Genomic DNA, 25379 nt, shown 5'->3' on the forward strand with positions numbered 1-25379 from the left:
CGTTTATGCGCCTGACGATGGGCGATCACGCGGCGAATGTCACCTCCAGTGTTTCGAACCCGTCGATCGTCGCGCGCACGGTCTGCCCGCGCTGGATCGGTCCGACACCGGCGGGGGTGCCGGTGAAGATCAAATCGCCCGGCGCCAGCTCGACGAATGTGGACAGCGTCGCGATGATCTCGGGCACGCTCCAGATCATCATCGACAGGTCGCCGGACTGGCGCGTCTCGCCGTCGATCGCGAGTGCGATGCTGCCTTTGGTGGCGGGTACGCCCGGCGTGAGCGCGCCGACGGGTGCGGAGCGATCGAAGCCCTTCGCCATGTCCCACGGGCGCCCGGCCTTCTTCGCCGCCGCCTGGAGATCGCGCCGCGTGAGATCGATGCCGATGCCCGCACCGAAGATCGCCGCAGCGGCATCCTCGACCACGATATTCTTGCCGCCAGCGCCGAGCGCGATGACGAGCTCGACTTCGTGGTGCAGGTCTTCGGTCTTGGGCGGGAAGGGCAGCGTGCTGCCGTTCGCGACGACCGCATCGGCGGGCTTGGAGAAGAAGAACGGTTCCTGCCGGTCGGGGTCGGAGCCCATCTCGCGGGCGTGGTCGGCATAGTTCTGCCCGACGCAGAAGATCCGGCGGACGGAAAAGCGGTCGGACGTGCCGGCGATGGCGACGGTCGGCGCGGTGATCGTTGGAATCTGCATGATGGCTCCTTCGCGCTCTCATCGACCGCGGACGCATGCTTTGCAACGGCCGCTCGCGGCAACGAACCGGAACGTCTGCCGACTCAACGGGTTACGGCTAGGCACTAACCGGAGATACCCCAATGCCCAGCAACCAGCCCGTTCGTTTCGATCCGTCCGTCGAAACGATCGCTCCCGACGAGCAGGAGACTCTGCAGGGCATGAAGGAGTCGTTCCAGGAGATCTTGGAGACGACGTCGCAGGACTATGGCCATGCGGTCCGCTCGGTCCATGCCAAGGCGCATGGCATCGCGCGCGGTACCTTTACGATCGCCGACAATCTGCCGCCCGAACTCGCACAGGGTATCTTCGCAACGCCCGGCCGCCACGAGGCGATCATCCGGATCTCGACCAACGCCGGCGATATCCTCGACGACAGCATCAGCCTGCCGCGTGGTCTCGCGCTGAAGATCCTCGATGTCGACGGTGCCCGCCTGCCGGGGTCGGAAGGCGACACGACGCAAGACTTCATCATGGTCAACGGTCCCGCCTTCTCGGCCTCCGACCCGAAGGCCTTCGCCAAGAACCTGAAGCTGCTCGCGAAGACCACCGACCGCTTCGAAGGTGTGAAAAAGGCGATGTCCGCCACCTTCCGCGTCGTCGAGTCCGCGCTCGAAGCAGTCGGCGGCCAGTCGGCGACGCTGACCACGCTCGGCGGTGCCAAGCCCGTCCATCCGCTCGGCGAGACCTACTACTCGCAGACGCCGTTCCGCTTCGGCGACTATATCGCGAAGGTTGCGCTGTTTCCGGTATCGCCCGAGCTGACGCGGCTGACCGGCGATCTGGTCGACATCACCGCGCGCCCGGATGCTCTGCGCGAGGTCGTCCGCGAGGAGATGATCGAGCATTGTGGCAAATGGGAGTTCCGCGTGCAGCTCAACACCGATCTCGAGAAGATGCCGATCGAGGACGCCTCGGTGGTCTGGGACGAGGAGCAGAGCCCGTTCGTGACGGTCGGCACGCTCGAAGTGCCGGCGCAGCTGTCGTGGGAACAGGGCGTTACCGACCATACCGACGACGCGCTGTCGTACAGCATCTGGCACGGCATCACCGCGCATCAGCCACTCGGCGGGGTGAACCGCACGCGCAGGGACACGTACAAGCAGTCGGCGGACTTCCGCGGCAAGTTCAACGGTTGCCCGATGCACGAGCCTGCCAAGCTGTCCGAACTCGCCTGACATGACGGGTATGGGGGGTGCCGGATTGAAGCTGTTCCACGTCAGCGACGTGCATTTCGGTGCGGAGGACCCGGCGGCGATCGCTTGGTTCTCCGAACGCGTCGCCGAGGAGAAGCCGGACGCGGTCATCATGACCGGCGACCTGACGATGCGCGCGACAAAGAACGAGTTTCAGCAGGGTGGCGACTGGCTGCGCTCGCTAGGCGTGCCGGTGACGCTGGAAGTCGGCAATCACGACATCCCCTATTACTGGGACCCGTTCCGGCGGCTGCTCGCGCCGTACCAGCGCTATGCCGCTGTCGAGCAGATGATCGAGAAGCCGCTTCAGCTTCCTGGTGTCACGGTCGTGCCGCTGAAGACGACCGCGCGGGCGCAGTGGCGGTGGAATTGGTCGAAGGGGCGCGTGAGTTCCGGATCACTCAAGCGTGCGCTGGCGATGATTGCGAACGTGCCGAAGGGTAACCTCATCCTAATTGGCGCGCATCATCCGCTGATCGAGGGGGGGACGACCGGGACCGCCAAGACACGCAACGGCGACGAGGCGCTGACGGCATTGGCTGAAGCAGGGGCCCACGCGGTGCTGTCGGGGCACGTCCACGACCCGTTCGACGTGCCAGTCGAGCGGGCGGGGCGGATCATCCGGATGATCGGCGCCGGTACGCTGTCGAAGCGCACGCGCGGCAGTCCGCCTGCGTTCAACGAGATCCGGGTTGAGGGTGGCCGGTTCGAGACGCTGGCGCGAACGCTGTCGGACGAGGCGAAGCATTCGATTACCTCGATGACCTAACGGTCTCAGTCACGCATTCGATAGTCCGTTTATCTCAAGCCATTTTCGGTTTGATAGATGGTGATATGCATCCATACCCCGATCATGGGTTTGCCATCCTTTTTCGGGGGCAGCACGCGAAACTGCCAAGCCGCTTGGCGCATGGCACGGGCCATTCCCGATCCGAGCGGATATTCTCCGTCCGTTCGACAGTTTTCGACATGGTAGTTCGGTGCCGTAAGGCACGTGACTCTTCCCCAACTGCCGGGCGAGCGGCGTGGCATATAGCCATCCATTTCCGCCTGTGTAGGCGCGCGATACCAATCGACCATCTCGTAGACCGGAGCACCGTTTGGTCCAGCGCCCGGCCCATACACGGAAGAACTTTTCTTCTTCGGCGGCGGCGGGATCTCTTTTTCTACCTTCGCCAGTTGGTCTTCGGGATGTTTCGGCAGCTTCGCTACGTCGGCAGCCTTGAATAACTCATCCCCACCAAGCAATTCGATCGGAAGCGTCAACTTGCCCGACGGCGCTGGACTAGGTGCTTTCGTCTCCTTCAGGACCAATGGCGGCGTTGGCGTTCTCGATGGATGCCCACGGCTGGCCGGTCTGGCCTTTACGACCGAGGGAGTATGTTGCGCTGGTGCCGGTATCCCTCGATCAGGCAGCATCTGAAACGTTGTCGCGGTGGGGGACGCCAGTCGCGATGTCGGCAAGGATGGGGCCAGACGCGCGAGCAGCAGGATAATCAGGATATGCGCGATGACCGTCAGGACCAGCGCGGCGCTGCGCCGTCGGGTCGAACCGCGCGTCTCGATCGACGAAGGATGGTACGCCGACCGCATCGGCAGTCCGCCTAGACCTGCGAGCGCGCGACGGCAACGCCCGGCGTCGATGATCTTTTTGTCACCATGATCCCTGAAAACTGTCGACGAAGTCAGCCGCGCTCATCGACGAGCGCCGCGATCGCGTCCGCGGCAGCCTCTGCGCCGTTCTCCAGCGCAACCTGCGCGCCGACCTGCGCGGCCGTCTCGCGCATCCGGTCGGTCAGGATGGCGGTGATCGCGGCACCAGCACGCGCTATCGTGAAGTGTTTCGACGACAGCGTCTTGCCGACGCCGATCGATTGGATGCGGTGCCCGTTGTCGTATTGATCGCCCATATGCGAGACGACGAGTTGCGGCTTGCCTGCCCGTAGCGCCTGGCCGGTGGAGCCAGCTCCGCCGTGATGGACGATCGCGCAGGCTAGCGGGAAAAGCAGCGAGTGCGGCGCATAGCGGCAGACATGGACGTGTTCGCTCGCTGCTGCCTGATCATCGCTGCCGGTCAGCAGTATTGCGCGCAGGCCAAGTGCTCGCGCGGTCGCCGCTGCTGTGGCGTAGAAGTCGCCTGGCGCAAAAATGGCGAAGGATCCTAGCGTGAAGACCAGCGGCGGCGGACCGGCGGCGAGGAACGACTCGAGGGCGGGATCGAGCCTTTCGGGCGCGCCGGTATCGCTGTCGAATATCGCAAAGCCGGTGACGCGCGCGATGTCGGGGAGGTCAGGCTGGCGCGGCGCGATGGCCGACGAATAGCAGCACAAGGTCAGGTCTGCGCTCGCGGGCGTCTCGAGCAGCAACGCCTGGCGTGACGGCGGCAGGCCGCGTGTCTTGCGAACCGCATCGACGGGGCGTCCATACCGATGTCGCAGCACGCCGCGCATGACTCGGTACACCGACCGGTTCCAGGCGCGACCGATCGGTCCGGTCGGTGCGTGGGCCATCATCGCGAAGTCGGGCGTGCGGGGGGGCGCATAGGCGGAGAAGGTCGCCATCGGCTGGAGCAGGACGTTGACCAGCGGCACGCTGCGCGTCTCCGCGACTATCGGCGCGGCGAACACGAACAGCGAGGCGACCAGTACGACCGCGCCCTCCATCGCGTTGTCCAGCGCCGTCGTGCTATTGGCTAGCCACGGCATCAGGATCCGGTTCATCAGATAGGTCTGATCCGACATGATCCGCTTTGCGACCTGGTCGGGCGGCATGCCCAACGTCTCGGTCAGCGCATCGAAGCCGCCGACGATCGCGATGCCGGTGAGGCCTGCGGCTTCGACCTTGACGACGTGATCGGCAGGGACCGCCAGCACGACCGCGAACCCTCTGGCCTTCAGCGCGAGGCCGATCGCGATGAAGGGATGCAGGTCGCCGAGCGAGCCGATCGTGGCGAGAACGATCTTTCGCATCGGCTCTGTGTTGTCCTTCCCGGCCGCTAATTTCGACAGCACCCGCCGCAGCCGTACAGCGGGAATGCGACTCCTTTGTTGCGGCGAAATTACCGGCGCCGTGGTGCACAGTTGCATGCATGCGCTGGAGGCCAAGACCAACCGTCAGTCCAAACCGCCAGACCAGCTTTCCCCCTTCTTGCCGGACTGGTTCCAGCATCCACGGTGCGGCAAAATCCGAACGTTTTGGTTCGCGGAACCGTGCACCCCGGAACCAGTCCGGGGTGACGACATGAGTTCAGTACGGCGCGCACCAACACTGGCTTGAAAACGTTGAACGTCGATCGGCCCCAATACGCGCTCCCGCTCCAAAACGAAAAAGGCCGCCGCCCGGTGTCCCGGACGGCGGCCTTTTCTTCAGTCAGCGCGGAAGGCGTCTGACGAAACCGATTACTCGGCTTCGTTCAGATACTCGCCGGCATCCGCGTCGGTGCCGGTGCCCGAGGTGACGACCGCTGCGAGCGGATCCTCGCCTGCGCCGCCTGCATCACGCGGCGAACGTGCCAACTCGGCGGCGTGCTCGTCGGCAGCCGACATCGGTGCCACGATCGACACCTCCGCCATCTTGCGCTGCTGGACGCGCATCGCGGCGTCGCGGCTGTTGGCCACGACACGTAGGCGGTTGAGGCCTGCACCGGTGCCTGCCGGGATGAGCCGGCCGACGATCACGTTCTCCTTCAGGCCCATCAGCATGTCCTGCTTACCCTGGACCGCTGCCTCGGTGAGGACGCGGGTGGTCTCCTGGAACGATGCCGCCGAGATGAAGCTGCGGGTCTGCAGCGACGCCTTGGTGATGCCGAGCAGGATGGGCTTGCCCTGTGCGCGGGTCTGCTTCTTCTCGAGCTTCTCGTTGGTCGCGTCCATTTCCTCGCGATCGACCTGCTCGCCCTTCAGCAGCGTGGTGTCGCCGCCGTCGGTGATCTCGACCTTCTGCAGCATCTGACGAACGATCGTCTCGATGTGCTTGTCGTTGATCTTCACGCCCTGGAGACGATAGACCTCCTGGATTTCCGACACGAGATACTCGGCGAGGGGTTCGATGCCCATCGTCTCGAGGATGTCGTGCGGATCGGGCGAGCCGCCGATCAGGTTATCGCCGCGCTTGACGTAATCGCCTTCCTGGACGTCGATGACCTTCGACTTCGGCACCAGATACTCGACGACGTCGCCGCCATCCTCGGGCTGGATGCCGATCTTGCGCTTCGCCTTGTAGTCCTTGCCGAACACGACGCGGCCCGAGATCTTGGCGATGATCGCCGAGTCCTTGGGTATGCGCGCCTCGAACAGCTCGGCAACACGCGGCAGACCACCGGTGATGTCGCGCGTCTTGGCGCTCTCGCGGCTGACGCGGGCCACGACGTCGCCGCCGAACACCTGTGCGCCATCCTCGACCGACAACGTCGCGCCGATCGCCAGCATGTAACGACCGGTCTCGCCCGACGTCTCGTCGAGCAGGGTCATGCGCGGACGCAGATCCTCCTTCGACTTGGTCGCCGCACGATATTCGATCACGACGCGCTGGGCGATGCCCGTGGCTTCGTCGGTCTGCTCGGTGAGCGTCTTGCCCTCGATCAGGTCGACATACTTGATCGTGCCCGGGTTCTCCGTGATCACCGGCATGGTGAACGGATCCCACTCGGCCATCCGATCGCCGCGCGACACGATGTGACCATCGTCGAACAGCACGTACGCACCGTAGGGGATACGATCGACCGAGAGCTCGCGGCCGTCCATGTCGACGATCGCGATTTCGCCCGAGCGGCTGAGCACCACGCGACGGCCACGCTGGTCGACGATGATACGCAGATCGCGGAACTGCACCGTACCGTCAGCGTGAGCCTCGAGGTTCGACGTTTCGTTGAGCTGCGCCGCGCCACCGATGTGGAACGTACGCATCGTCAGCTGCGTGCCCGGCTCACCGATCGACTGCGCGGCGATGACGCCGACAGCTTCACCGATGTTGACCGGCGTACCGCGGGCGAGATCGCGCCCGTAGCACTTGCCGCAGACGCCGATCTTCGACTCGCAGACCAGCGGGCTGCGGATCTTGCACGACTGCGTGCCGAGGCCTTCGATCGTCGTGATCATCGGCTCGTCGAGCAGCGTGCCCGACGGGATGACGACCTTGCCGGTCTTCGGATCTACGATGTCCTCCGCGGTCGTACGACCGAGGATGCGCTCGCCGAGGCTTGCGATCGTCGAACCACCCTGAAGAATGGCCTTCATCTCCAGAGCGCGGGTCGTGCCGCAATCCGGTTCGATGATGACGCAATCCTGCGACACGTCGACCAGACGGCGCGTCAGGTAACCCGAGTTCGCCGTCTTCAACGCCGTATCCGCGAGGCCCTTGCGAGCGCCGTGGGTCGAGTTGAAGTACTCAAGGACGGTCAGGCCTTCCTTGAAGTTCGAGATGATCGGCGTCTCGATGATCTCGCCCGACGGCTTGGCCATCAGGCCACGCATACCGGCAAGCTGCTTGATCTGCGCCTGCGAACCACGAGCACCCGAATGAGCCATCATGTAGATCGAGTTGATCGGCTTTTCACGGCCGGTCTCCTCGTCGACCTTCACCGCACGGATCTCGTCCATCATGGCGTTCGCGACCTGGTCGCCGCAACGGCTCCAGGCGTCGATCACCTTGTTGTACTTCTCCTGCTGCGTGATCAGACCGTCCTGATACTGCTGCTCGAAGTCCTTCACGAGCGCCTTGGTGTCGTCGACCAGACCAACCTTGGCGTCCGGAATGATCATGTCGTCCTTGCCGAACGAGATGCCGGCGCGGAACGCGTGGCGGAAGCCGAGCGACATGATCGCGTCGGCGAACAGCACGGTCTCCTTCTGGCCGGTGTGACGATAGACCTCGTCGATCACGTCGCCCACGTCCTTCTTGGTGAGGAGGCGGTTGACGGTGTCGAACGGCACCTTGTGGCTATGCGGCAGGCACTCGCCCAGCAGCATGCGGCCCGGGGTCGTCTCGTACCGCTTAAGGTACTGCTTGCCCTTCTCGTCGGTCTGCGGAACGCGGCTGATGACCTTGGTGTGCAGCGTGACCGCCTGAGCGTTCAGCGCCTGGTGCACTTCGGCCATGTCACCGAGCAGCATCCCCTGGCCCGGCTCGTTCTCCTTCATCATCGACAGATAATAGAGACCGAGGACCATGTCCTGCGACGGGACGATGATCGGCTTGCCGTTGGCAGGCGACAGGATGTTGTTCGTCGACATCATCAGGACGCGCGCTTCGAGCTGGGCCTCGAGGCTCAGCGGGACGTGCACGGCCATCTGGTCGCCATCGAAATCGGCGTTGAACGCGGAGCAGACCAGCGGGTGAAGCTGGATCGCCTTGCCCTCGATCAGAACCGGCTCGAACGCCTGGATGCCGAGACGGTGAAGCGTCGGCGCACGGTTCAGCATGACCGGATGCTCGCGGATCACCTCGTCCAGGATATCCCAGACTTCCTTGCGCTCCTTCTCGACCCACTTCTTCGCCTGCTTCAGGGTCATCGACAGACCCTTCGCATCGAGACGCGCGTAGATGAACGGCTTGAACAGCTCGAGTGCCATCTTCTTCGGCAGGCCGCACTGGTGCAGCTTGAGTTCCGGCCCGGTCACGATGACCGAACGACCCGAATAATCGACGCGCTTGCCCAGAAGGTTCTGGCGGAAGCGGCCCTGCTTGCCCTTGAGCATGTCGGACAGCGACTTCAGCGGACGCTTGTTGGCACCCGTGATCGTGCGACCGCGGCGACCATTGTCGAACAATGCGTCGACGGCCTCCTGGAGCATGCGCTTCTCGTTGCGGACGATGATGTCCGGCGCACGCAGCTCCATCAGGCGCTTCAGGCGGTTGTTGCGGTTGATCACGCGGCGATACAGATCGTTCAGATCCGACGTCGCGAAACGACCACCGTCCAGCGGCACCAGCGGGCGCAGCTCGGGCGGGATGACCGGAACGACCTCGAGGATCATCCACTCAGGGCGGTTGCCCGAATCGATGAAGCTCTCGACGACCTTCAGGCGCTTGATGATCTTCTTGGGCTTCAGCTCGGACTTGGTGACCGCAAGCTCTTCGAGCAGCGCGGTACGCTCACCGACGAGGTCGAGCGATTCGAGCATGATGCGGACCGCTTCGGCACCGATACCGGCCGAGAACGCGTCCTCGCCATACTGGTCCTGTGCGTCGAGAAGCTCGTCCTCGGTCATCAGCTGATACTTCTCGAGCGGGGTCAGGCCCGGCTCGATGACGATGTACGCCTCGAAGTACAGCACGCGCTCGAGCTGCTTCAGCTGCATGTCGAGCAGCAGGCCGATGCGCGACGGCAGCGACTTCAGGAACCAGATGTGCGCGACCGGGGCGGCGAGCTCGATATGGCCCATCCGCTCGCGGCGGACCTTCGAGACGGTAACCTCGACGCCGCACTTCTCGCAGACGATGCCCTTGTACTTCATGCGCTTGTACTTCCCGCACAGGCACTCGTAGTCCTTGATCGGACCGAAGATGCGGGCGCAGAACAGGCCGTCACGCTCGGGCTTGAACGTGCGGTAGTTGATGGTCTCGGGCTTCTTGATCTCGCCGAACGACCACGAACGGATCTTGTCCGGGGACGCGATGCCGATCTGGATCTGGTCGAACGTCTCGGTCTTGGCGACCGGATTGGCGAAGGGGGTCATCTCGTTCATTTTATTCTCCATTCCCCTCCCGCATGGCGGGAGGGGCTAGGGGAGGGGATGTCGTAGCCTCTCGGGGTGGCGCCTGCGGGGACAGGCCCTCCCCCGACCCCTCCCGCAAGCGGGAGGGGAGGAGTTGAGGCTTACTCCGCCGCGATCTGGATGCCGTCGCTGTCGAAGCCGGGCTCCGACTGCTTCAGGTCCACATTCAGGCCGAGCGAGCGCATTTCCTTGACGAGCACGTTGAAGCTCTCCGGGATGCCGGCCTCGAACGTGTCGTCGCCCTTGACGATCGCCTCGTAGACCTTGGTGCGGCCGACGACGTCGTCCGACTTCACCGTCAGCATTTCCTGCAAGGTGTACGCCGCGCCGTAGGCCTGGAGTGCCCAGACCTCCATCTCGCCGAAGCGCTGCCCACCGAACTGCGCCTTACCACCCAGCGGCTGCTGCGTGACCAGCGAGTACGGCCCGATCGACCGTGCGTGGATCTTGTCGTCGACCAGATGGTGGAGCTTCAGCATGTAGATGTAGCCCACCGTCACCTTGCGATCGAACTGATCGCCGGTGCGGCCGTCGAACAGGTCCGACTGACCCGACGTGTCGAGGCCCGCCAGCGCCAGCATCGCCGAGACGTCGGCTTCGCGGGCACCATCGAACACCGGCGTCGCCATCGGCACGCCGCCCTTCAGGTTCTTGGCGAGCTCGACGATCTCGTCACCCGTGCGGGCGTCGATCTCGGCGTGATACTGCTCGCCGTACACCGTCTTGAGGCGATCGCGGACCGCCTCGGGCATCGCACCCGGCTTGGCGTCCGGATTCTCTTCACGCCACGTCTCGAGAGCCGCGGTGATCGACTGACCCAGGCCACGTGCGGCCCAGCCCAGATGCGTCTCGAAGATCTGACCGACGTTCATGCGCGACGGCACGCCCAGCGGGTTCAGTACGATATCGACCGGCGTACCGTCGGCGAGGAACGGCATGTCCTCCGCCGGCAGGATGCGGCTGATGACGCCCTTGTTGCCGTGACGGCCGGCCATCTTGTCGCCCGGCTGCAGCTTGCGCTTCACCGCGACGAACACCTTGACCATCTTCAGCACGCCCGGCGACAGCTCGTCACCACGCTCCAGCTTCTCGCGACGATCATGGAACTTGTCCGTGATCAGCTTGGCTGCGTCGTCATACTGGATCTTGACCGCTTCCAGATCGCTCTGGACCTTGTCGTCGGCGACCGCGAACTTCCACCACTCGTGGCGGTCGACGCTGTCGAGCAGATCCATGTCGATCACGACGCCCTTCTTGACACCCTTCGGCGCCGAGGTGGCGGTCTGGTCGAGCAGCATCTCGCGAAGACGCGACCAGGTCGCACGGTTCAGGATCGAACGCTCGTCGTCCGAATCCTTCTTCAGGCGCTCGATCTCCTCGCGCTCGATCGCCATCGCGCGCTCGTCCTTGTCGATGCCGTGACGGTTGAAGACGCGAACGTCGACGACCGTACCCGACACGCCCGGCGGCAGGCGAAGCGACGTATCGCGCACGTCGCTGGCCTTCTCGCCGAAGATCGCACGGAGAAGCTTCTCCTCCGGCGTCATCGGCGATTCACCCTTCGGCGTGATCTTGCCAGCGAGAATATCGCCCGGCTCGACCTCTGCACCGATATAGACGATGCCCGCCTCGTCGAGGTTGCGAAGCGCTTCCTCGCCGACGTTCGGGATATCGCGCGTGATGTCCTCAGGCCCGAGCTTCGTGTCGCGCGCCATCACCTCGAACTCGTCGATATGGATCGACGTGAACACGTCGTCCTTCACGATCCGCTCGGAGATCAGGATCGAATCCTCGTAGTTGTAGCCGTTCCACGGCATGAACGCGACGAGGCTGTTGCGACCCAGCGCCAGCTCGCCGAACTCGGTCGACGGGCCGTCGGCGAGCACGTCGCCGGCACGGACCGCATCGCCCACCTTCACCAGCGGACGCTGGTTGATGCAGGTCGACTGGTTCGAGCGCTGGAACTTCATCAGCGTGTAGATGTCGACGCCCGACTTGCCGGCATCGATCTCGCCGGTCGCCCGGATCACGATACGCGCCGCGTCGACCTGATCGACGATGCCCGCACGCTTCGCCGAGATCGCGGCGCCCGAGTCACGTGCCACGGTCTCTTCCATACCGGTGCCGACGAACGGCGCCTCGGCCTGGACGAGCGGCACGGCCTGACGCTGCATGTTCGAGCCCATCAGTGCGCGGTTGGCGTCATCGTTTTCCAGGAACGGAATGAGCGATGCGGCGACCGAGACGAGCTGCTTGGGGCTGACGTCCATCAACGTGATGTTGTCGGGCAGTGCCATCAGGAATTCGCCAGCCTGACGCGACGACACCAGCTCCTCGACGAAGCCGTTCGACGAATCGAGCTCGGCGTTGGCCTGCGCGATCGTGTGCTTGGCCTCTTCCATCGCCGACAGGTAGACGACGTCGTCGGTGACCTTGTGGTCGACGACCTTGCGGTACGGCGTCTCGATGAAGCCGTACTTGTTCACCCGCGAGAAGCTGGCGAGCGAGTTGATCAGACCGATGTTCGGGCCTTCCGGCGTCTCGATCGGGCAGATGCGGCCGTAATGCGTCGGATGAACGTCGCGGACTTCGAAGCCGGCGCGCTCACGCGTCAGACCACCTGGTCCAAGTGCCGACACGCGACGCTTGTGGGTGACTTCCGACAGCGGGTTGGTCTGATCCATGAACTGCGACAGCTGCGACGAGCCGAAGAATTCGCGGACCGCGGCAACCGCAGGCTTCGCGTTGATCAGGTCGTTCGGCATGACCGTCGAGACGTCGACCGACGACATGCGCTCCTTCACGGCACGCTCCATGCGGAGCAGACCGACGCGGTACTGGTTCTCGAGCAGCTCGCCGACCGAACGGACACGACGGTTACCGAGGTTGTCGATATCGTCGATTTCGCCCTTGCCGTCCTTGAGGTTCACGAGCGTCTTGATGACCTCGAGAATGTCCTCGGTGCGCAGCGTCGTCACGGTGTCCTCGACGTCGAGGTCGAGACGCATGTTGAGCTTCACGCGGCCGACGGCCGACAGGTCGTAGCGATCCGGATCGAAGAACAGGCCCGAGAACAAGGCCTCGGCGGTCTCCAGCGTCGGCGGCTCGCCGGGGCGCATCACGCGGTAGATGTCGCTGAGTGCCTGCTCGCGCTCTTCGGCCTTGTCGACCTTGAGCGTGTTGCGGATCCACGGACCCGTCGCGACGTGATCGATGTCGAGCAGGTCGAGGCGCTCGATGCCTGCCTGGTCGAGCAGTTCGAGGTTCTCGGCGGTCACTTCGTCACCGGCTTCAATGTAGATACGGCCGGTCGACTCGTCGATCAGATCATAGGCCGAATAGCGGCCGAAGATTTCCTCGGTCGGGATCAACAGGTCGGTGAGGCCGTCCTTGAACGCCTTGTTCGCAGCGCGGGGGCTGATCTTCTGGCCGTTCGGGAACACGACTTCGCCGGTCTTCGCATCGACGATGTCGAACATCGGCTTCTGGCCGCGCCAGTTCTCGACCTGGAACGGAACGATCCAGCCACCCTGACCGCGGACGAACGTCACGCGGTTGTAGAAATAGTTGAGGATCTCTTCCGACGTCATGCCGAGCGCGTAGAGCAGCGCGGTGACGGGCAGCTTGCGCTTGCGATCGATGCGGACGTTGACGATGTCCTTCGCGTCGAACTCGAAATCGAGCCACGAACCGCGATACGGAATCACGCGTGCTGCGAAGAGGTACTTGCCCGATGCGTGCGTCTTGCCGCGATCGTGATCGAACAGGACGCCCGGCGAACGGTGCATCTGCGAAACGATGACGCGCTCGGTGCCGTTGATGAAGAACGTGCCGTTCTCGGTCATGAGCGGCATGTCGCCCATGTACACGTCCTGCTCCTTGATATCGATGACCGACTTGGCCTCGGTATCGGGATCGACCTCGAACGCGGTCAGGCGCAGCGTGACGCGCATCGGCGCAGCGTAGGTGATCCCGCGCTGGCGGCATTCCTCGACGTCGAACTTCGGCGGCTCAAGGACGTAGTCGTCGAAATCGAGATAGGCGGTGCCGGCGAAATCCTGGATCGGGAACACGCTGCGCAGCGTCTTCTCGAGACCCGAGACGTGGCCGATCGACTTGTCGGAGCGGAGGAACTGCTCGTAGCTCTCGCGCTGGACTTCGATCAGGTTCGGCATCTGCACGACTTCGTGGATGTTGCCGAAAACCTTGCGGATACGGCGCTTTGCAGTGCCGTGTTCGATCGCCTTGGAAGCCATAGGTTTTGTTTCGCCCTATAAAAACTGACGGATCAGTCGTAATTTCGTGCTTGGGAACCCCCAAGCGGGACGCACGTTCACGCAAAAAGGCCGCGCGCATCAGGTGCGGCGGCTCTCAGCGTATGAAACCTCGGTATCCAATACGATCGACACGCTGCGCGACGGCATGTCATTTCCCGGATGCTGTGGTGAGATGCGGATATAGGCGCGCCGCGGCGTCATGTCAAAGGGGCCGGCGTCAAACGGTCGTTTCGACACGGTCGCACTGCCGGAAATACTATAGCTACTAGACGCCAACCGACGCTATCTGCATCCCAGACACGATCTTAAGCGTATTTCCAGTATCACCGGGTGGCCCTCGCAAGGAGTAGGCGGCGTCATGAACGACAGGATCGCAGCACGGACAGTATCCGACCAGGACCGTGCGAACTGGACACGGCTGATCGACGATCACGAGAAGATCGCCGGGCAGTGCGCCGACCTCGTCCTGCTCGCGAGGCAGCCGAGCACCCAGAGCGCGCTCGCCTCGCGCAAGCTGATCGAACTTGCCGTCACAGTTGCCGACCACCTCGGCGTTGAGGACGAGGTCATCGATCGCACCGTCGTGGCGATGGAGGCGCATTGTTCGGCCGATGCGATCGCGATGATGGAAGAGGACCTCGACATCCTCCGCTCGGACTGGAAGGCGTTCATCGGCCGCTGGCTGCCGACGATCTCGCCGAAGGACTGGGCCGCGTTCGGCGTGCAGACGGAGTCGATGCTCGATCGCTTGTCGCATCAGGTGAAGCTGGAGACCGAGTTGCTGTACGATCATGCGCTGCGTGATGGCGTCGTGCGCCCGGGTGGGCTGGTGCTGCACTGATTGGTGGCGATGAATTGAATCGATCCTCCCCCGCCAGGGGGAGGTGGCTGGCACTCGCCAGACGGAGGGGGAGGTAAGAGCAACGATTGTTGCGTGTTCCTCCCCCTCCGTCACCTTCGGTGCCACCTCCCCCTGGCGGGGGAGTATCGGAAGAGCGTTACCGTCGCTTCTTCTTCGACGGCACGACCACCACCGGCGCCACCGGTAACGGCGGCTGAACCGTAACCTTCACCACCAGCGGCAACACCCCCGGGTCCGCCGGATACTCCCGCCGAGCCCGTGCAAACACGAACCGCGCCTTCGCCGCCCCAGGCGTACTCTCGCTCGCCCCGACCCAGCGCCAATGCCACGGCTCCCACTTCACGTTCTGCTTGTTGCCGCCGGGAAAGCTCTGCTCGAACCCGAACCGCGGCGCGTTCAGCCGCAGCCAGCGCGCGGCAGGCGTAGCGGCCATGCACGCCTCCGCATCTGGACACCCGTTCGCAGGACGCACCGCGAAGTCGAGCGCATAGCCGGTCGAATGCTCGCTATACCCGGGCGGCGCGACCGAGATCGCGCGGTCGGCCGGACTACTCGTCTCGCCGCGACAGAAGACGCTGCGTTGGCGCGCGATAGACCGCTGGCACGACAGCGCACGAAGCTGGCCCATTACCGAGGGATCGCCCTGCGCCGCCGCGAACAGCCGCAGGAGGTCGGGCAATATGTCGGCGCGTACCACGCAAGGATTGCCCACCGAATACGCCGACGGCAGCGTCACCAGCTCTGTCTCGGGCGCATCGCCATACGGCAAATGCCCGAACGCACGACCGTCCGGTGCGATCGCCGCGCTCTGCCCCTCGCACAATTGTGCTTCCGCGATCGTGGGGGCGAACAGGAGCGCGAGGGCCATCGTGCGGTGCAACATCGACGCGGGCTCTGGCACGCAGGCGCTAATGATGGCAAGGGCGACGCCATGCATGGTGAACGCGTACTCTTCCTCGACGGCGAGGCCCTGGTGATCGACAAGCCCGCAGGGCTGCCGGTCGATCCGCCCCGTGATGGCTCGCTGAGCCTCGAAAATCATCTCGAAAGCCTAAAGTTCGGCTTCCAGCGCTGGCCTAAGGCGGTGCACCGGCTCGACCGCGACACGAGCGGCTGCCTGCTTTTGTCGCGTAACCCCAAGGCGCATGCCCGGTTGCAGCAGGCGTTCGAGCAGGGCCTCGTCTCGAAGCGCTACGTCGCGCTGCTCGATGGCGTGGTCGACGGCACGTCCGGCCTGATCGAGATGGCGCTCGGCAAGGTCAGCACTGCCGAGACCGGCTGGCGGATGGTCGAGGACGCCGACGGCAAGAAGTCGCGCACTAAATGGCGTGTGCTGGAGATCAAGGATGGTCGCTCGCTGGTCGAGTTCCTGCCCGAGACCGGCCGCACGCACCAGATTCGCGTGCATGCTGCGAGCGGCCTCGGTGCGCCGGTGGTCGGCGACGGCGTGTACGGCAAGGCGGACGGCCTCGGCATGATGCTCCATGCACAGCGCCTGATCGTGCCGCGTCCGGGCAAGCCCGACGTGCTCGCCGAAGCGCCGTTGCCCGAGCGCTTCGCCAAGGCTGGTTTCGCTGACGAGGCGACTCCGGTTGCCAATGCCGCACCGGTTGCCGAAGTTACGACGCCCGACTCTACTGACGACTGAGCGGGCTGAGGGCAGGGGCTGATGGTCGCGATCCCGATCACCCGATCGATCTCGATCGACGACAGTGAACTGATCGAGAGCACCACGCGCTCGGGCGGCCCCGGCGGTCAGCACGTCAACACCACCGACAGCGCGGTGATCATGCGCTTCGACGTCGGCCTCTCGCCCGGCCTTCCGTTGGCGGTGAAGAACCGCATCGCAGTGCTGGCCGGATCGCGCCTCACGCGCGACGGCGTCCTGGTACTGCGCAGCGAGGGCTCGCGGTCACAACTGCTCAACCGCCAGGAAGTCCGCGAACGCCTCGTAGCGCTGATCAAGGAAGCGACGATCGTCCCCAAGGCACGCCGCGCGACCAAGCCGTCCAAGGCGGCGAAGGCGCGGCGGGTCGACACGAAGAAGGTGCGAAGCGGCGTGAAGGCGGGGCGGGGGAAAGTCCGCGACGACTGAGTAACGGCGCTCTGCCGCTCTCACCGGCCTATCAAAGCCCGTCACCCCAGCGAAAGCTGGGGTATCCTTGAGGAAGGGACAGCGGCCGCCAACATGGAGACCCCAGCTTTCGCCGGGATGACGGATTTTGGAGCGTGCTAGTTCCATCAAGATGCCGACCAAGGAAGACACCATGTACCAGTTCGATATCTCCGCCGGCACCAAGGCCGATCTCTACCGCGACCTGCTCGCCGCACTCGACGCGCTGACCGCGGACGAGACCGATCCGATCGCCAACATGGCCAACGCCGCCGCACTCGTGTGGGAATATCTCCCCGACCTTAACTGGGCGGGGTTCTACCGTCTCGTACCCGATGCGCAGGGGGGCGAACTCGTGCTCGGCCCCTTCCAGGGCAAGGTCGCGTGCATCCGCATCCCGGTCGGCAAGGGCGTCTGCGGGGCCGCCGCCGCGACGCTGAAGACGCAACTGGTCGAGGACGTCCATGCCTACCCCGGCCACATCGCCTGCGATGCCGCCAGCCGCTCCGAACTGGTGGTGCCGGTGACGAAGGACGGCACACTGATCGCAGTGCTCGACCTCGACAGCCCCGAACCCGCGCGGTTCGATGCCGAGGACGCGGCAGGGTGCGAGGCGCTGGCGGCATTGCTCGCCGATCGGCTGATCTAAGACCGGTCCGACGCGCCCCGTTTCGGGACAGCACGCCTTCTGGCGACTCCCCCGCACACTTGGTAAGCAACGCGTTAAGATTTCCAGCGTTTGCGCTGGATCGGGTGGCAAACCAGGGAGACGGACATGCGGAGGCTTTTGATCGCGAGCGCGGGGCTGGTGTTGGCGGGCGGTGTCGCGGACGCGCAACGTCCCGGCGCAAGCTATCCCGCGCCCGGCGCTGCGATGCAGGCGCCGATGGCCCATCCCGGCCGTCCTGGTCCGATCGCCGCGCAGATGCCCGTCGTGCAGGCGCCGACACGGCCGGTCGCTGCGCTGCGGTCCTCGCGCTGGGGCAGTAAGATCGGCGGGCGCTGGTGGGCGGGTGCCAATGCCCCCGGCGGCTGGGCCGGCTATCGCCGCCCGCATCGCGGTTGGGCCGTACCCGCCTATTGGAACGCACCGCGCTTCTACATCGGCGACTGGTCGAACTACGGCCTCGCGCAGCCACCCGCAGGCTATAACTGGACGCGTTACTACGACGATGCGGTGCTGATCGACGCGCGAGGGTCGGTCTACGATACGACGAGCAACATCGACTGGGATCGTGCCGGCGGTGGAGGCTACGTCGCAGCCGATCCACGCGCCTATGCGCGCAACGACAATGTCTATGCGAGCCCGAGCGACCGCGGCTACGTCCAGCCCAACGCAGATCGCCCGGCGCCCCGCCGTGACACGGGTCTGGGTGGCGTCGCGATTGGCGCAGTCGCGGGCGGCGTCGCCGGCAACGTCATTGGCGGTCGTGGCAATCGACTCGGCGGGACGTTGATCGGTGCAGGAGTCGGTGCTGCGACCGGCTATGCGATCGACAAGGCCGAAGATCGCGGTCGCCGCGCTCCGCCGCCGCCGGTTCGTGATTATGGCGCCGGTTATGCAACGCCGCCTGCCTACGTAGCGGATGCGGACGATTATGCCCCGGACTATGCCGCGCCGTCCTATGCGGCCGACTACCCGCCGCCACGGCCGTCCTATGATGCCGGATACCCGCAATCGGGTCGCTATACCGTGGCACCGGGCGGCACCTGGACATCTCCCGACGGCGTTACGACGGTGACGACGACCAGCGGCCAGGCGTATCCTGCCGGTTCGACGACCGTGATCGTGCAATCCGTGCCGGTGACTACGACGACCACCACGACCGAATATTACGACACCGTGTCCCGTCCGCGCAGGATGGTGCGTCGGCGGCGCTGACCTGCGGTTTGGGAGGCCTCAGCCTAGCATGCCTGCATAGGTCTGCGCCGGCTGGGGCAGCGTGACGCGTGCAGCGGTCCCGCTGGCGACGACCAGGACGAGCGCGCTCGCGCCGATCGCGAGTATCCTTCGCGGCGGCGCGCGATCGGCGAGCAGCGCGACCGCCACCGCGGTCGCGATCATCGGCCACAGGTGATAGCGCAGGTCCGACGCGATGCTCAGGACCGCGAAGCTCGCTTCGAGCGCCAGCGCGGACACGAGCAGCGCGGCAGCGAGATCGCGGACCGGATCGCGTGGACGCGACAGGCTCACGGCAAGCGCGGCGATCGCGACGACGATCCAGGCGATCGGCCAGCCGAGCGGCGTCTCGACGACGACCGCGGTCAGCGCCTCCCACGCGCGCGCGCCGGCACCGGGATTGGCGAGCCCGAGCGTGTTCGGCTCGGATGCGGCGGGCGGTGCTGCGCTCGGCCAGTGGAACGGGACCAGCCAGCGGTCGGTCGAGTTCAGGTGCGCAAGGCGGTGTCCGGCATAGGCGATCGGATGATGCAGCGCCGCCGACGCCAGCGTGACGTACAGCGTCGCGGTCGGCAACGCACGCAGCGGCGCCATCGTCGTCCCGCAATGCGCCTCGTCGCCGAGCGGATCCCAGAAGAACGGTTTCGCACAACCCCGGGCGATCACGGTCGCAGCCTCTGACTGCGTGAGGCCTGTAGTGTCGCTGGTCGGGACGCGCGCGGCAATGCCGGCAAGGTCGTAGAGCGCCTGGGTCGCCTCGACGCCGCTAGGTTGCGCGCGGAGGAGTCGGTGATTCACGACAGGCGCGACGCCGAGCACGAGCACCATCGCGAGAAGGCCGGTTGCAAGCTTTGCTACAGGGTGGATCGGGCGCGGGACGAGAGTGACGAGCAGGGGGACGACGACGAAGACGGCGTTTGCGCGGACGAGCACGGCGTAGGCGAGCAGCAGCGCCACCAGAGCCAACATCGCACCGGGCAGCGGACGGCGCGCAAGCCGCCACCAGCCGATGATCCCGACCGCCGCAAGTAGCGCACCGGCGAGTTGCGCGTCCTTGAGAACGACGCCCTGCCAGCCGAGGAAGGGCGGCAGCAAGCCCGTCGCGAGGATGGCGATGGCGCTACGCGAGCGCTGGAGCCGGGCTAGCGCGGCTGCGATCAGTCCGAGGCCCAGCCAATAGGTACCGAGTTGCAGGATCAGCATCGGCGTCGCACCGGGCCCGAACGCAGCGAGCAGCGCCCAGACCCGCGCCATCGCCGGCGGATGCCAGTCGTCGTACACTCCCGACAGGACCTGCCGGTATTGCGCAACGGTGTCGTACATCGCCGTGCCCGGCCAGAACAGCGCGAGCGATGCGATGCACAGCGCGGCTGCGGCTATGGCGATGTAGCGCTGTTGGGTGCGAGCGGCAGGTTCGATCGGCATTCGCGGGTCCTGCACGTTGAGGTCTTAGCCGCGAGATCCTTCCAGCCGGACCTGATGGCTGGCGCGACCTTTCGGTGCGTCATGCGCGGCGGTCAAGAGAGATAGGGCCGAAACGGGATGGTTTGCCCGGATCGGTCGGTCGGCCGGATGTCGCTGGCACAGGGCCGTTAGCATGCCTGCCATCACACGTCGTCATCCTGACGAAAGTCAGGATCCAGAGTTACAACGGGCTGCGGGCGGTATCCTGGATCCTGACTTTCGTCAGGATGACGGAAAAGCGCGGCGTACCAACTTCAAATCCTCCCTCGCCAGGGGGAGGTGGCTGGCAGTTGCCAGACGGAGGGGGAGGTAAGCAACCACCCCTGCTTCGTACCCTCCCCCTCCGTCACCTTCGGTGCCACCTCCCCCTGGCGGGGGAGGATCGCAAGGTCAGTAGTGGATCGCCCGGCCGTACGCCGCGAGGACGCTCTCGTGCATCATCTCGGACAGCGTCGGATGCGCGAACACCGTTTCCATCAGCTCGGCCTCGGTCGTCTCGAGCTGGCGCGCGACGACATAGCCCTGGATCAGCTCGGTCACTTCCGCACCAACCATGTGCGCGCCGAGCAACTCGCCGGTCTTTGCGTCGAACACGGTCTTCACGAAGCCCTCGGCCTCGCCCAGCGCGATCGCCTTGCCGTTGCCAATGAAGGGAAATTTGCCGACCTTCAGCTCGTAACCCGCTTCCTTCGCCTTCGCCTCGGTCATGCCTACCGACGCGACCTGTGGGCGCGAATAGGTGCAGCCGGGGATGTTGGCCTTGTCCATCTGGTGCGGCGAACCGCCCGCGATCTTCTCGACCGCGATGATGCCCTCGTGGCTCGCCTTGTGCGCGAGCCACGGCGCGCCGGTGACGTCGCCGATCGCCCAGATGCCGTCGACGTTGGTGCGGCCATAGCCGTCGGTCTTGATATGCCCGCGGTCGGTTTCGACGCCGAGCGCCTCGAGCCCGATATTCTCGGTGTTCGGCACGATGCCGATCGCGATGATCGCGTGGCTGAAGGTCTCTTCCGAAACCTTGCCGTCCTTGGCCTTGATCTTGGCGGTGACGCCGTTCGCCGAGGGCGCGAGACCCTCAAGACCGGTCTGGGTCAGCAGCTTGATGCCCTGCTTCGACAGCGCCTTGTCCATGAACGCAGAGACTTCCTCGTCCTCGACGGGGAGGATCCGCGGAAGCATCTCGACGATCGTCACGTCGGCGCCCATGTCGTTGTAGAAGCTGGCGAACTCGACGCCGATCGCGCCCGAACCGATGACCAGCAGCTTGGTCGGCATCTCGGTCGGCACCATCGCGTGACGATAGGTCCAGATCCGCTTGCCGTCGGCCTTGGCGAACGGCAGGTCGCGCGCGCGCGCGCCGGTCGCGACGATGATGTTCTTGGCTTCAAGTTCGACGGTCTTGTCGCCCTGTTTGACGCTCAACTTGCCCTTGGCCGTGACGGTGCCGACGCCCTCGACGACGGTCACCTTGTTCTTCTTCATCAGGCCCTTGACGCCCGCGTTCAGCTGGCCCGCGACCTTGCGCGAGCGGTCGACGATCTTGGCGAGGTCGAAGCCGACATTGTCCGCCTTCAGGCCATAGCTTTCGGCGTTCTGCATGTAATGGTAGATTTCCGACGTGCGGAGCAGCGCCTTGGTTGGGATGCAGCCCCAGTTGAGGCAGATGCCGCCCAAGCGCTCACGCTCGACGATCGCGACCTTTAGGCCGAGTTGCGACGCGCGGATCGCGGCGACATAGCCGCCGGGGCCCGAGCCGAGGATGACGAGATCATAGGTATCAGCCACGGAAAATCCTTAGATTCAGTTGGTTTCGGGCGGCACGGGCCGCGGTTTGCGATCGTCGCCGACCGCTACGAAAATGAAGCGCGCCTGGGTCACCTTGCAGCTGTCGTTGCTGTGGCGAGCACGGCGCCAGGCCTCGACTTCGATCGTCATCGAGGTGCGGCCGACCGCGATCAGGTGGGCGTAAACCGACACCTCGTCGCCGACGACGACAGGCATGTGGAATTTCATCGCGTCCGCTGCGATCGTGACGGCACGACCGCCGCTCCGCCTGGATGCGACAGAGCCGGCGGCGAGATCCATCTGACCCATTAGCCAGCCGCCGAAGATGTCGCCATACGGGTTGGCGTCGGCGGGCATCGCGGTGACGCGGATCGTCGGTGCGGTGGTGGGGGGCAGGTCGGTCACGCTTCACTCCTGCGGGTCGTTCGGTCGAGACGCCGGGCGCGGCGCAACGGGCCCACCCCCATCAGTACGGTCGCGACCATCGCTGCGGCGCCGCAAGACCAGATCACGTCCTGCCCAAGCGGGTAGGACCATGCCGCCGCCCAGGTCATCGCTACCGCCGCCACGAGCCCGCCGAGGATGTGCAGGATCTCGATGGTGGTGCCCGAAAGCGACCTGAACGACGACACCAGGCCCATCTCAGGCGAGCATGCCCAGCGGGTTCTCGACGAGGTGCTTGAACGCCTTCATGAACTGCGCGCCGTCCGCACCATCGATCGCGCGGTGATCGAAGCTGCCGGTGGCCGACATGACCGTCGCGACCGCTAGTTCGTCACCGATCACGACCGGGCGCTTCTCGCCCGCGCCGACCGCGAGGATCATCGCCTGCGGCGGGTTGATGACCGCATCGAACTGCGTGATGCCGAACATGCCCATGTTGCTGATCGAGGCGGTGCCGCCCTGATATTCCTCGGGCTTCAGCTTGCCGTCGCGGGCGCGGCCCGCAAGGTCCTTCATCTGCGTCGAGATCGACGACAGTGAGGCGGTGTCCGCACCGACGATGATCGGCGTGATCAGCCCCGACGGCGTGCTCACCGCGACCGAGATGTCGGCGCGCTGGAAGGTGATGAGCTGGTCCGGCGTGAACATCACGTTGCAGGTCGGGACCTGCATGAGCGCGACGGCCTGCGCCTTGATCAACAGGTCGTTGACCGACAGTTTCACGCCGCGCGATTCGAGGCTCTTGTTCAGCTCGCCGCGCAGCTTGAGCAGCGCGTCGAGACGGACGTTCACGGTGAGGTAGATGTGCGGAACGGTCTGCTTCGACTCGGTCAGGCGGCGAGCAATCGTCTTGCGCACGTTGCTGAGCTTCGTTGCCTCGTGCGGGATGTCCGGCACGGCCGCAGGCTTCGCGGCAGGGGCCGGAGTAGCGGCAGCCGTCGGCGCAGCAGCGTCGGTCTTCGCAGCCACAGGCGCAGCACCCGGCTTCGCGCTCTCGACGTCGGCCTTGACGATACGACCCTTCGGCCCCGAACCCGACACGGCGCCGAGATCGATGCCCTTGTCGGCGGCAAGGCGGCGGGCGAGGGGGCTCGCCTTCACGCGGTCACCGCTGGCGGCAGGCTTGGCCGGACCGGCATCGTCGGGACGGCCGTGATCTTCGGCCGAAACCTCGGTCCGCTCGACCGGCTTGGCCTCGGTGCCGGTCTTGTTCGGGTCCGTCGGATCGGGCTTCGCTTCCGATTCCTTCGCGGCCGGCTCGGGCGTGTCGCTCTTGGTAGGCGCGGATGAAACCGAAGACGCGTCCTCGCCCTCTTCCGCGATGATCGCGATGACCGTGCCGACCTTCACATTGTCGGTACCCTCGGCGACGAGGATCTTGACCACGGTGCCTTCGTCGACGGCTTCGAATTCCATCGTCGCCTTGTCGGTCTCGATCTCGGCCATCAGGTCGCCGGATTTCACGACGTCGCCCTCCTTGATCAACCATTTGGCGAGGGTACCCTCCTCCATGGTCGGGGACAGCGCAGGCATCTTGATCTCGATCGACATGGATTTCCCCAGGGCGTGACGTAACGGCATGCCTACTCGCGCCCTCGTCCGCTCGGGTCAACCCCGTCGGCACAAGTGCGTGGTCTTGCGTCGTGCGCGGCTTCGGGCCACCTACGTCCCATAACGGGGGCGAAAATGCGCATTTATCTGGTGGTTATCGACGACAGTCCGGAAGCAGGCATCGCCCTGCGCTTTGCTGCACGACGTGCAGTCAAGACCGGCGGCGGCGTCGAAATCCTGACGGTGATCCCACCACAGGAGTTCATCGCGTTCGGCGGCGTCCAGGCGACGATCGAGGAAGAAGCGCGGCTGCACGCCGAGGGGCTGGTCGCGGGTGCTGCGGGCACGCTGCTGGAGGAATCCGGGCTGCGCCCGTCGATAACCGTGCGCGAGGGCGAAAGCGCGAAGATTATCCGCGAGATGATTGCCGCAAACCCCGATATTGCCGCGCTGGTGCTGGGCGCCGCCGCAACCGGTGCTCCGGGCAAGCTGATTGCGCATTTCGCGGGCACGGACGCAGGGGCGCTGCCCGTACCGGTAATGATCATCCCCGGATCACTGACTCGAGAGGCGATCGATCGGCTCAGTTGATGGCGGCAAGCGTCAGTTGACGGCCATCGCCGGCTGCGTAGCGAGCAAACGCTCGACGCTCTGGATGCCTGTCTGGGTCAGCTGCAGTGCGTCGCGATCGGTATCCGGCGGTTCGATCAGGGATTTGGCCTGCAACACGCGAATCCACCGACCTAGCGTCGACCGCGACAGGCGTAACTGGTCGGCAACCATGTCGACGCTGGCGATCCGGCTTTCGGCTTCGGCGACGTACACGATCAGCAACGCGGTCCAGGCATGATCGGCGAACAGGTCCGAGCCGAGCACGGTGTCGCGAGCACGGATGACACTCAGTAAGTCTTTGGCTCGGCGCCAAAGATGATGCGGCATGCCATCGCCACCGACATGGTCTGCCAGGGTAGGTGCCGTGCACAACGTGCCGATAAGTCTGCCCGACTGGCCGTTGCCGAGCCGCGAAACCTGGACTTCCAGCGTGATGATATCGCCGCCGCCGCCGATATAACGCTTCCGGATGCGAGCTGAATTACCATTGGGTTGCAATGCGGCAACGTGGCTCAGGTTACGCGCGACGTCGTCGGGGTGTGTGATCGATAGATAGGACAGGCCCACAAGCTGTTTCTGCGTGCGTTGCAGCACCGTCGCGACCGGTTCGTCTATCGCGAGGATAACGCCGTCGCCGTCCGAAACAGAATGGCCAATGATCATCTCAGGTCCTCGCACTCTCGATCATGTAATAGCGGTTGGCTTAAAAAGTCTCAAACAT

Annotated in this window: 20 protein-coding genes; 8 read left to right on the forward strand and 12 right to left on the reverse strand. The window is 65.0% G+C overall.

What is annotated here, in order from left to right:
* Positions 1-25: 25 nt before the first annotated feature.
* The gene (locus C8J25_RS02905) at positions 26-700 is read right to left on the reverse strand and encodes a fumarylacetoacetate hydrolase family protein (RefSeq protein ID WP_107952137.1); all 675 of its coding nucleotides are present in this window, start codon (positions 698-700) and stop codon (positions 26-28) included.
* A 122-nt stretch (positions 701-822) separates the two neighbouring features.
* Between C8J25_RS02905 and C8J25_RS02910 the strand changes: the two genes are divergently transcribed.
* The gene (locus C8J25_RS02910; RefSeq protein WP_107952138.1) at positions 823-1917 is read left to right on the forward strand and encodes a catalase family protein; all 1095 of its coding nucleotides are present in this window, start codon (positions 823-825) and stop codon (positions 1915-1917) included.
* Position 1918: 1 nt separating this feature from the next.
* A complete protein-coding gene (locus tag C8J25_RS02915; protein WP_244186698.1) occupies positions 1919-2704 on the forward strand; it encodes a metallophosphoesterase family protein in 786 nt (261 codons plus the stop codon).
* 29 nt (positions 2705-2733) lie between these two features.
* Here C8J25_RS02915 and C8J25_RS20175 read toward each other — a convergent pair whose 3' ends face one another.
* From C8J25_RS20175 to rpoB, 4 genes are all read right to left on the reverse strand, one after another.
* Positions 2734-3528, reverse strand: coding sequence for a hypothetical protein (locus tag C8J25_RS20175; protein WP_146173266.1), 795 nt, complete (start codon positions 3526-3528; stop codon positions 2734-2736).
* Between the two features lie 92 nt (positions 3529-3620).
* Complete coding sequence (locus C8J25_RS02920; RefSeq protein WP_107952140.1) at positions 3621-4904, reverse strand: glycosyltransferase; 1284 nt, start codon at positions 4902-4904, stop codon at positions 3621-3623.
* Positions 4905-5333: 429 nt separating this feature from the next.
* The gene (rpoC, locus tag C8J25_RS02925) at positions 5334-9620 is read right to left on the reverse strand and encodes a DNA-directed RNA polymerase subunit beta' (RefSeq protein ID WP_107952646.1); all 4287 of its coding nucleotides are present in this window, start codon (positions 9618-9620) and stop codon (positions 5334-5336) included.
* Positions 9621-9751: 131 nt separating this feature from the next.
* Complete coding sequence (rpoB, locus tag C8J25_RS02930) at positions 9752-13906, reverse strand: DNA-directed RNA polymerase subunit beta (RefSeq protein ID WP_056051380.1); 4155 nt, start codon at positions 13904-13906, stop codon at positions 9752-9754.
* A 379-nt stretch (positions 13907-14285) separates the two neighbouring features.
* Between rpoB and C8J25_RS02935 the strand changes: the two genes are divergently transcribed.
* A complete protein-coding gene (locus tag C8J25_RS02935; protein WP_107952141.1) occupies positions 14286-14768 on the forward strand; it encodes a hemerythrin domain-containing protein in 483 nt (160 codons plus the stop codon).
* Positions 14769-14925: 157 nt separating this feature from the next.
* Here the strand turns inward: C8J25_RS02935 and C8J25_RS02940 are convergent, their stop codons facing one another.
* Complete coding sequence (locus C8J25_RS02940; protein WP_244186700.1) at positions 14926-15657, reverse strand: M15 family metallopeptidase; 732 nt, start codon at positions 15655-15657, stop codon at positions 14926-14928.
* Between the two features lie 63 nt (positions 15658-15720).
* Here C8J25_RS02940 and C8J25_RS02945 point away from each other — a divergent pair, with 63 nt between their 5' ends.
* The 4 genes from C8J25_RS02945 (at position 15721) to C8J25_RS21015 (ending at position 18784) form a co-directional block, all read left to right on the forward strand.
* Entirely contained in the window at positions 15721-16437 is a 717-nt protein-coding gene (locus tag C8J25_RS02945; RefSeq protein WP_107952649.1) for an RluA family pseudouridine synthase, read from the forward strand.
* Between the two features lie 21 nt (positions 16438-16458).
* Complete coding sequence (gene arfB / locus C8J25_RS02950) at positions 16459-16884, forward strand: alternative ribosome rescue aminoacyl-tRNA hydrolase ArfB (RefSeq protein ID WP_107952143.1); 426 nt, start codon at positions 16459-16461, stop codon at positions 16882-16884.
* 172 nt (positions 16885-17056) lie between these two features.
* Positions 17057-17551: a GAF domain-containing protein gene (locus C8J25_RS02955; protein WP_107952651.1), complete on the forward strand. Its 495-nt coding sequence runs from the start codon at positions 17057-17059 to the stop codon at positions 17549-17551.
* Positions 17552-17677: 126 nt separating this feature from the next.
* Entirely contained in the window at positions 17678-18784 is a 1107-nt protein-coding gene (locus C8J25_RS21015) for an RcnB family protein (RefSeq protein WP_244186702.1), read from the forward strand.
* An 18-nt stretch (positions 18785-18802) separates the two neighbouring features.
* On the opposite strand, the gene C8J25_RS02965 is transcribed toward C8J25_RS21015, so the two are convergent.
* From C8J25_RS02965 to C8J25_RS02985, 5 genes are all read right to left on the reverse strand, one after another.
* Positions 18803-20227: a hypothetical protein gene (locus tag C8J25_RS02965; protein WP_107952144.1), complete on the reverse strand. Its 1425-nt coding sequence runs from the start codon at positions 20225-20227 to the stop codon at positions 18803-18805.
* 429 nt (positions 20228-20656) lie between these two features.
* The gene (gene lpdA, locus C8J25_RS02970) at positions 20657-22051 is read right to left on the reverse strand and encodes a dihydrolipoyl dehydrogenase (RefSeq protein WP_107952145.1); all 1395 of its coding nucleotides are present in this window, start codon (positions 22049-22051) and stop codon (positions 20657-20659) included.
* A gap of 15 nt (positions 22052-22066) precedes the next feature.
* Complete coding sequence (locus tag C8J25_RS02975) at positions 22067-22408, reverse strand: acyl-CoA thioesterase (RefSeq protein WP_107952653.1); 342 nt, start codon at positions 22406-22408, stop codon at positions 22067-22069.
* A 44-nt stretch (positions 22409-22452) separates the two neighbouring features.
* Positions 22453-22683, reverse strand: coding sequence for a hypothetical protein (locus C8J25_RS02980; protein ID WP_243644020.1), 231 nt, complete (start codon positions 22681-22683; stop codon positions 22453-22455).
* A gap of 10 nt (positions 22684-22693) precedes the next feature.
* Positions 22694-24046, reverse strand: a complete 1353-nt coding sequence (locus tag C8J25_RS02985) for a pyruvate dehydrogenase complex dihydrolipoamide acetyltransferase (protein WP_107952147.1) — start codon at positions 24044-24046, stop codon at positions 22694-22696.
* Positions 24047-24181: 135 nt separating this feature from the next.
* On the opposite strand from C8J25_RS02985, the gene C8J25_RS02990 reads away from it, so the two are divergent.
* Positions 24182-24637 (forward strand): universal stress protein, encoded by a 456-nt coding sequence (locus tag C8J25_RS02990; protein WP_107952148.1) that lies wholly within the window; start codon positions 24182-24184, stop codon positions 24635-24637.
* A 12-nt stretch (positions 24638-24649) separates the two neighbouring features.
* Here the strand turns inward: C8J25_RS02990 and C8J25_RS02995 are convergent, their stop codons facing one another.
* On the reverse strand, positions 24650-25321 hold the full coding sequence (locus tag C8J25_RS02995; RefSeq protein ID WP_107952149.1) for a PAS domain-containing protein: 672 nt from the start codon (positions 25319-25321) through the stop codon (positions 24650-24652).
* Positions 25322-25379 lie beyond the last annotated feature (58 nt).

It is taken from the genome of Sphingomonas faeni, from assembly GCF_003053745.1.
In the GTDB taxonomy this organism is placed as follows: Bacteria; Pseudomonadota; Alphaproteobacteria; order Sphingomonadales; family Sphingomonadaceae; genus Sphingomonas; species Sphingomonas faeni.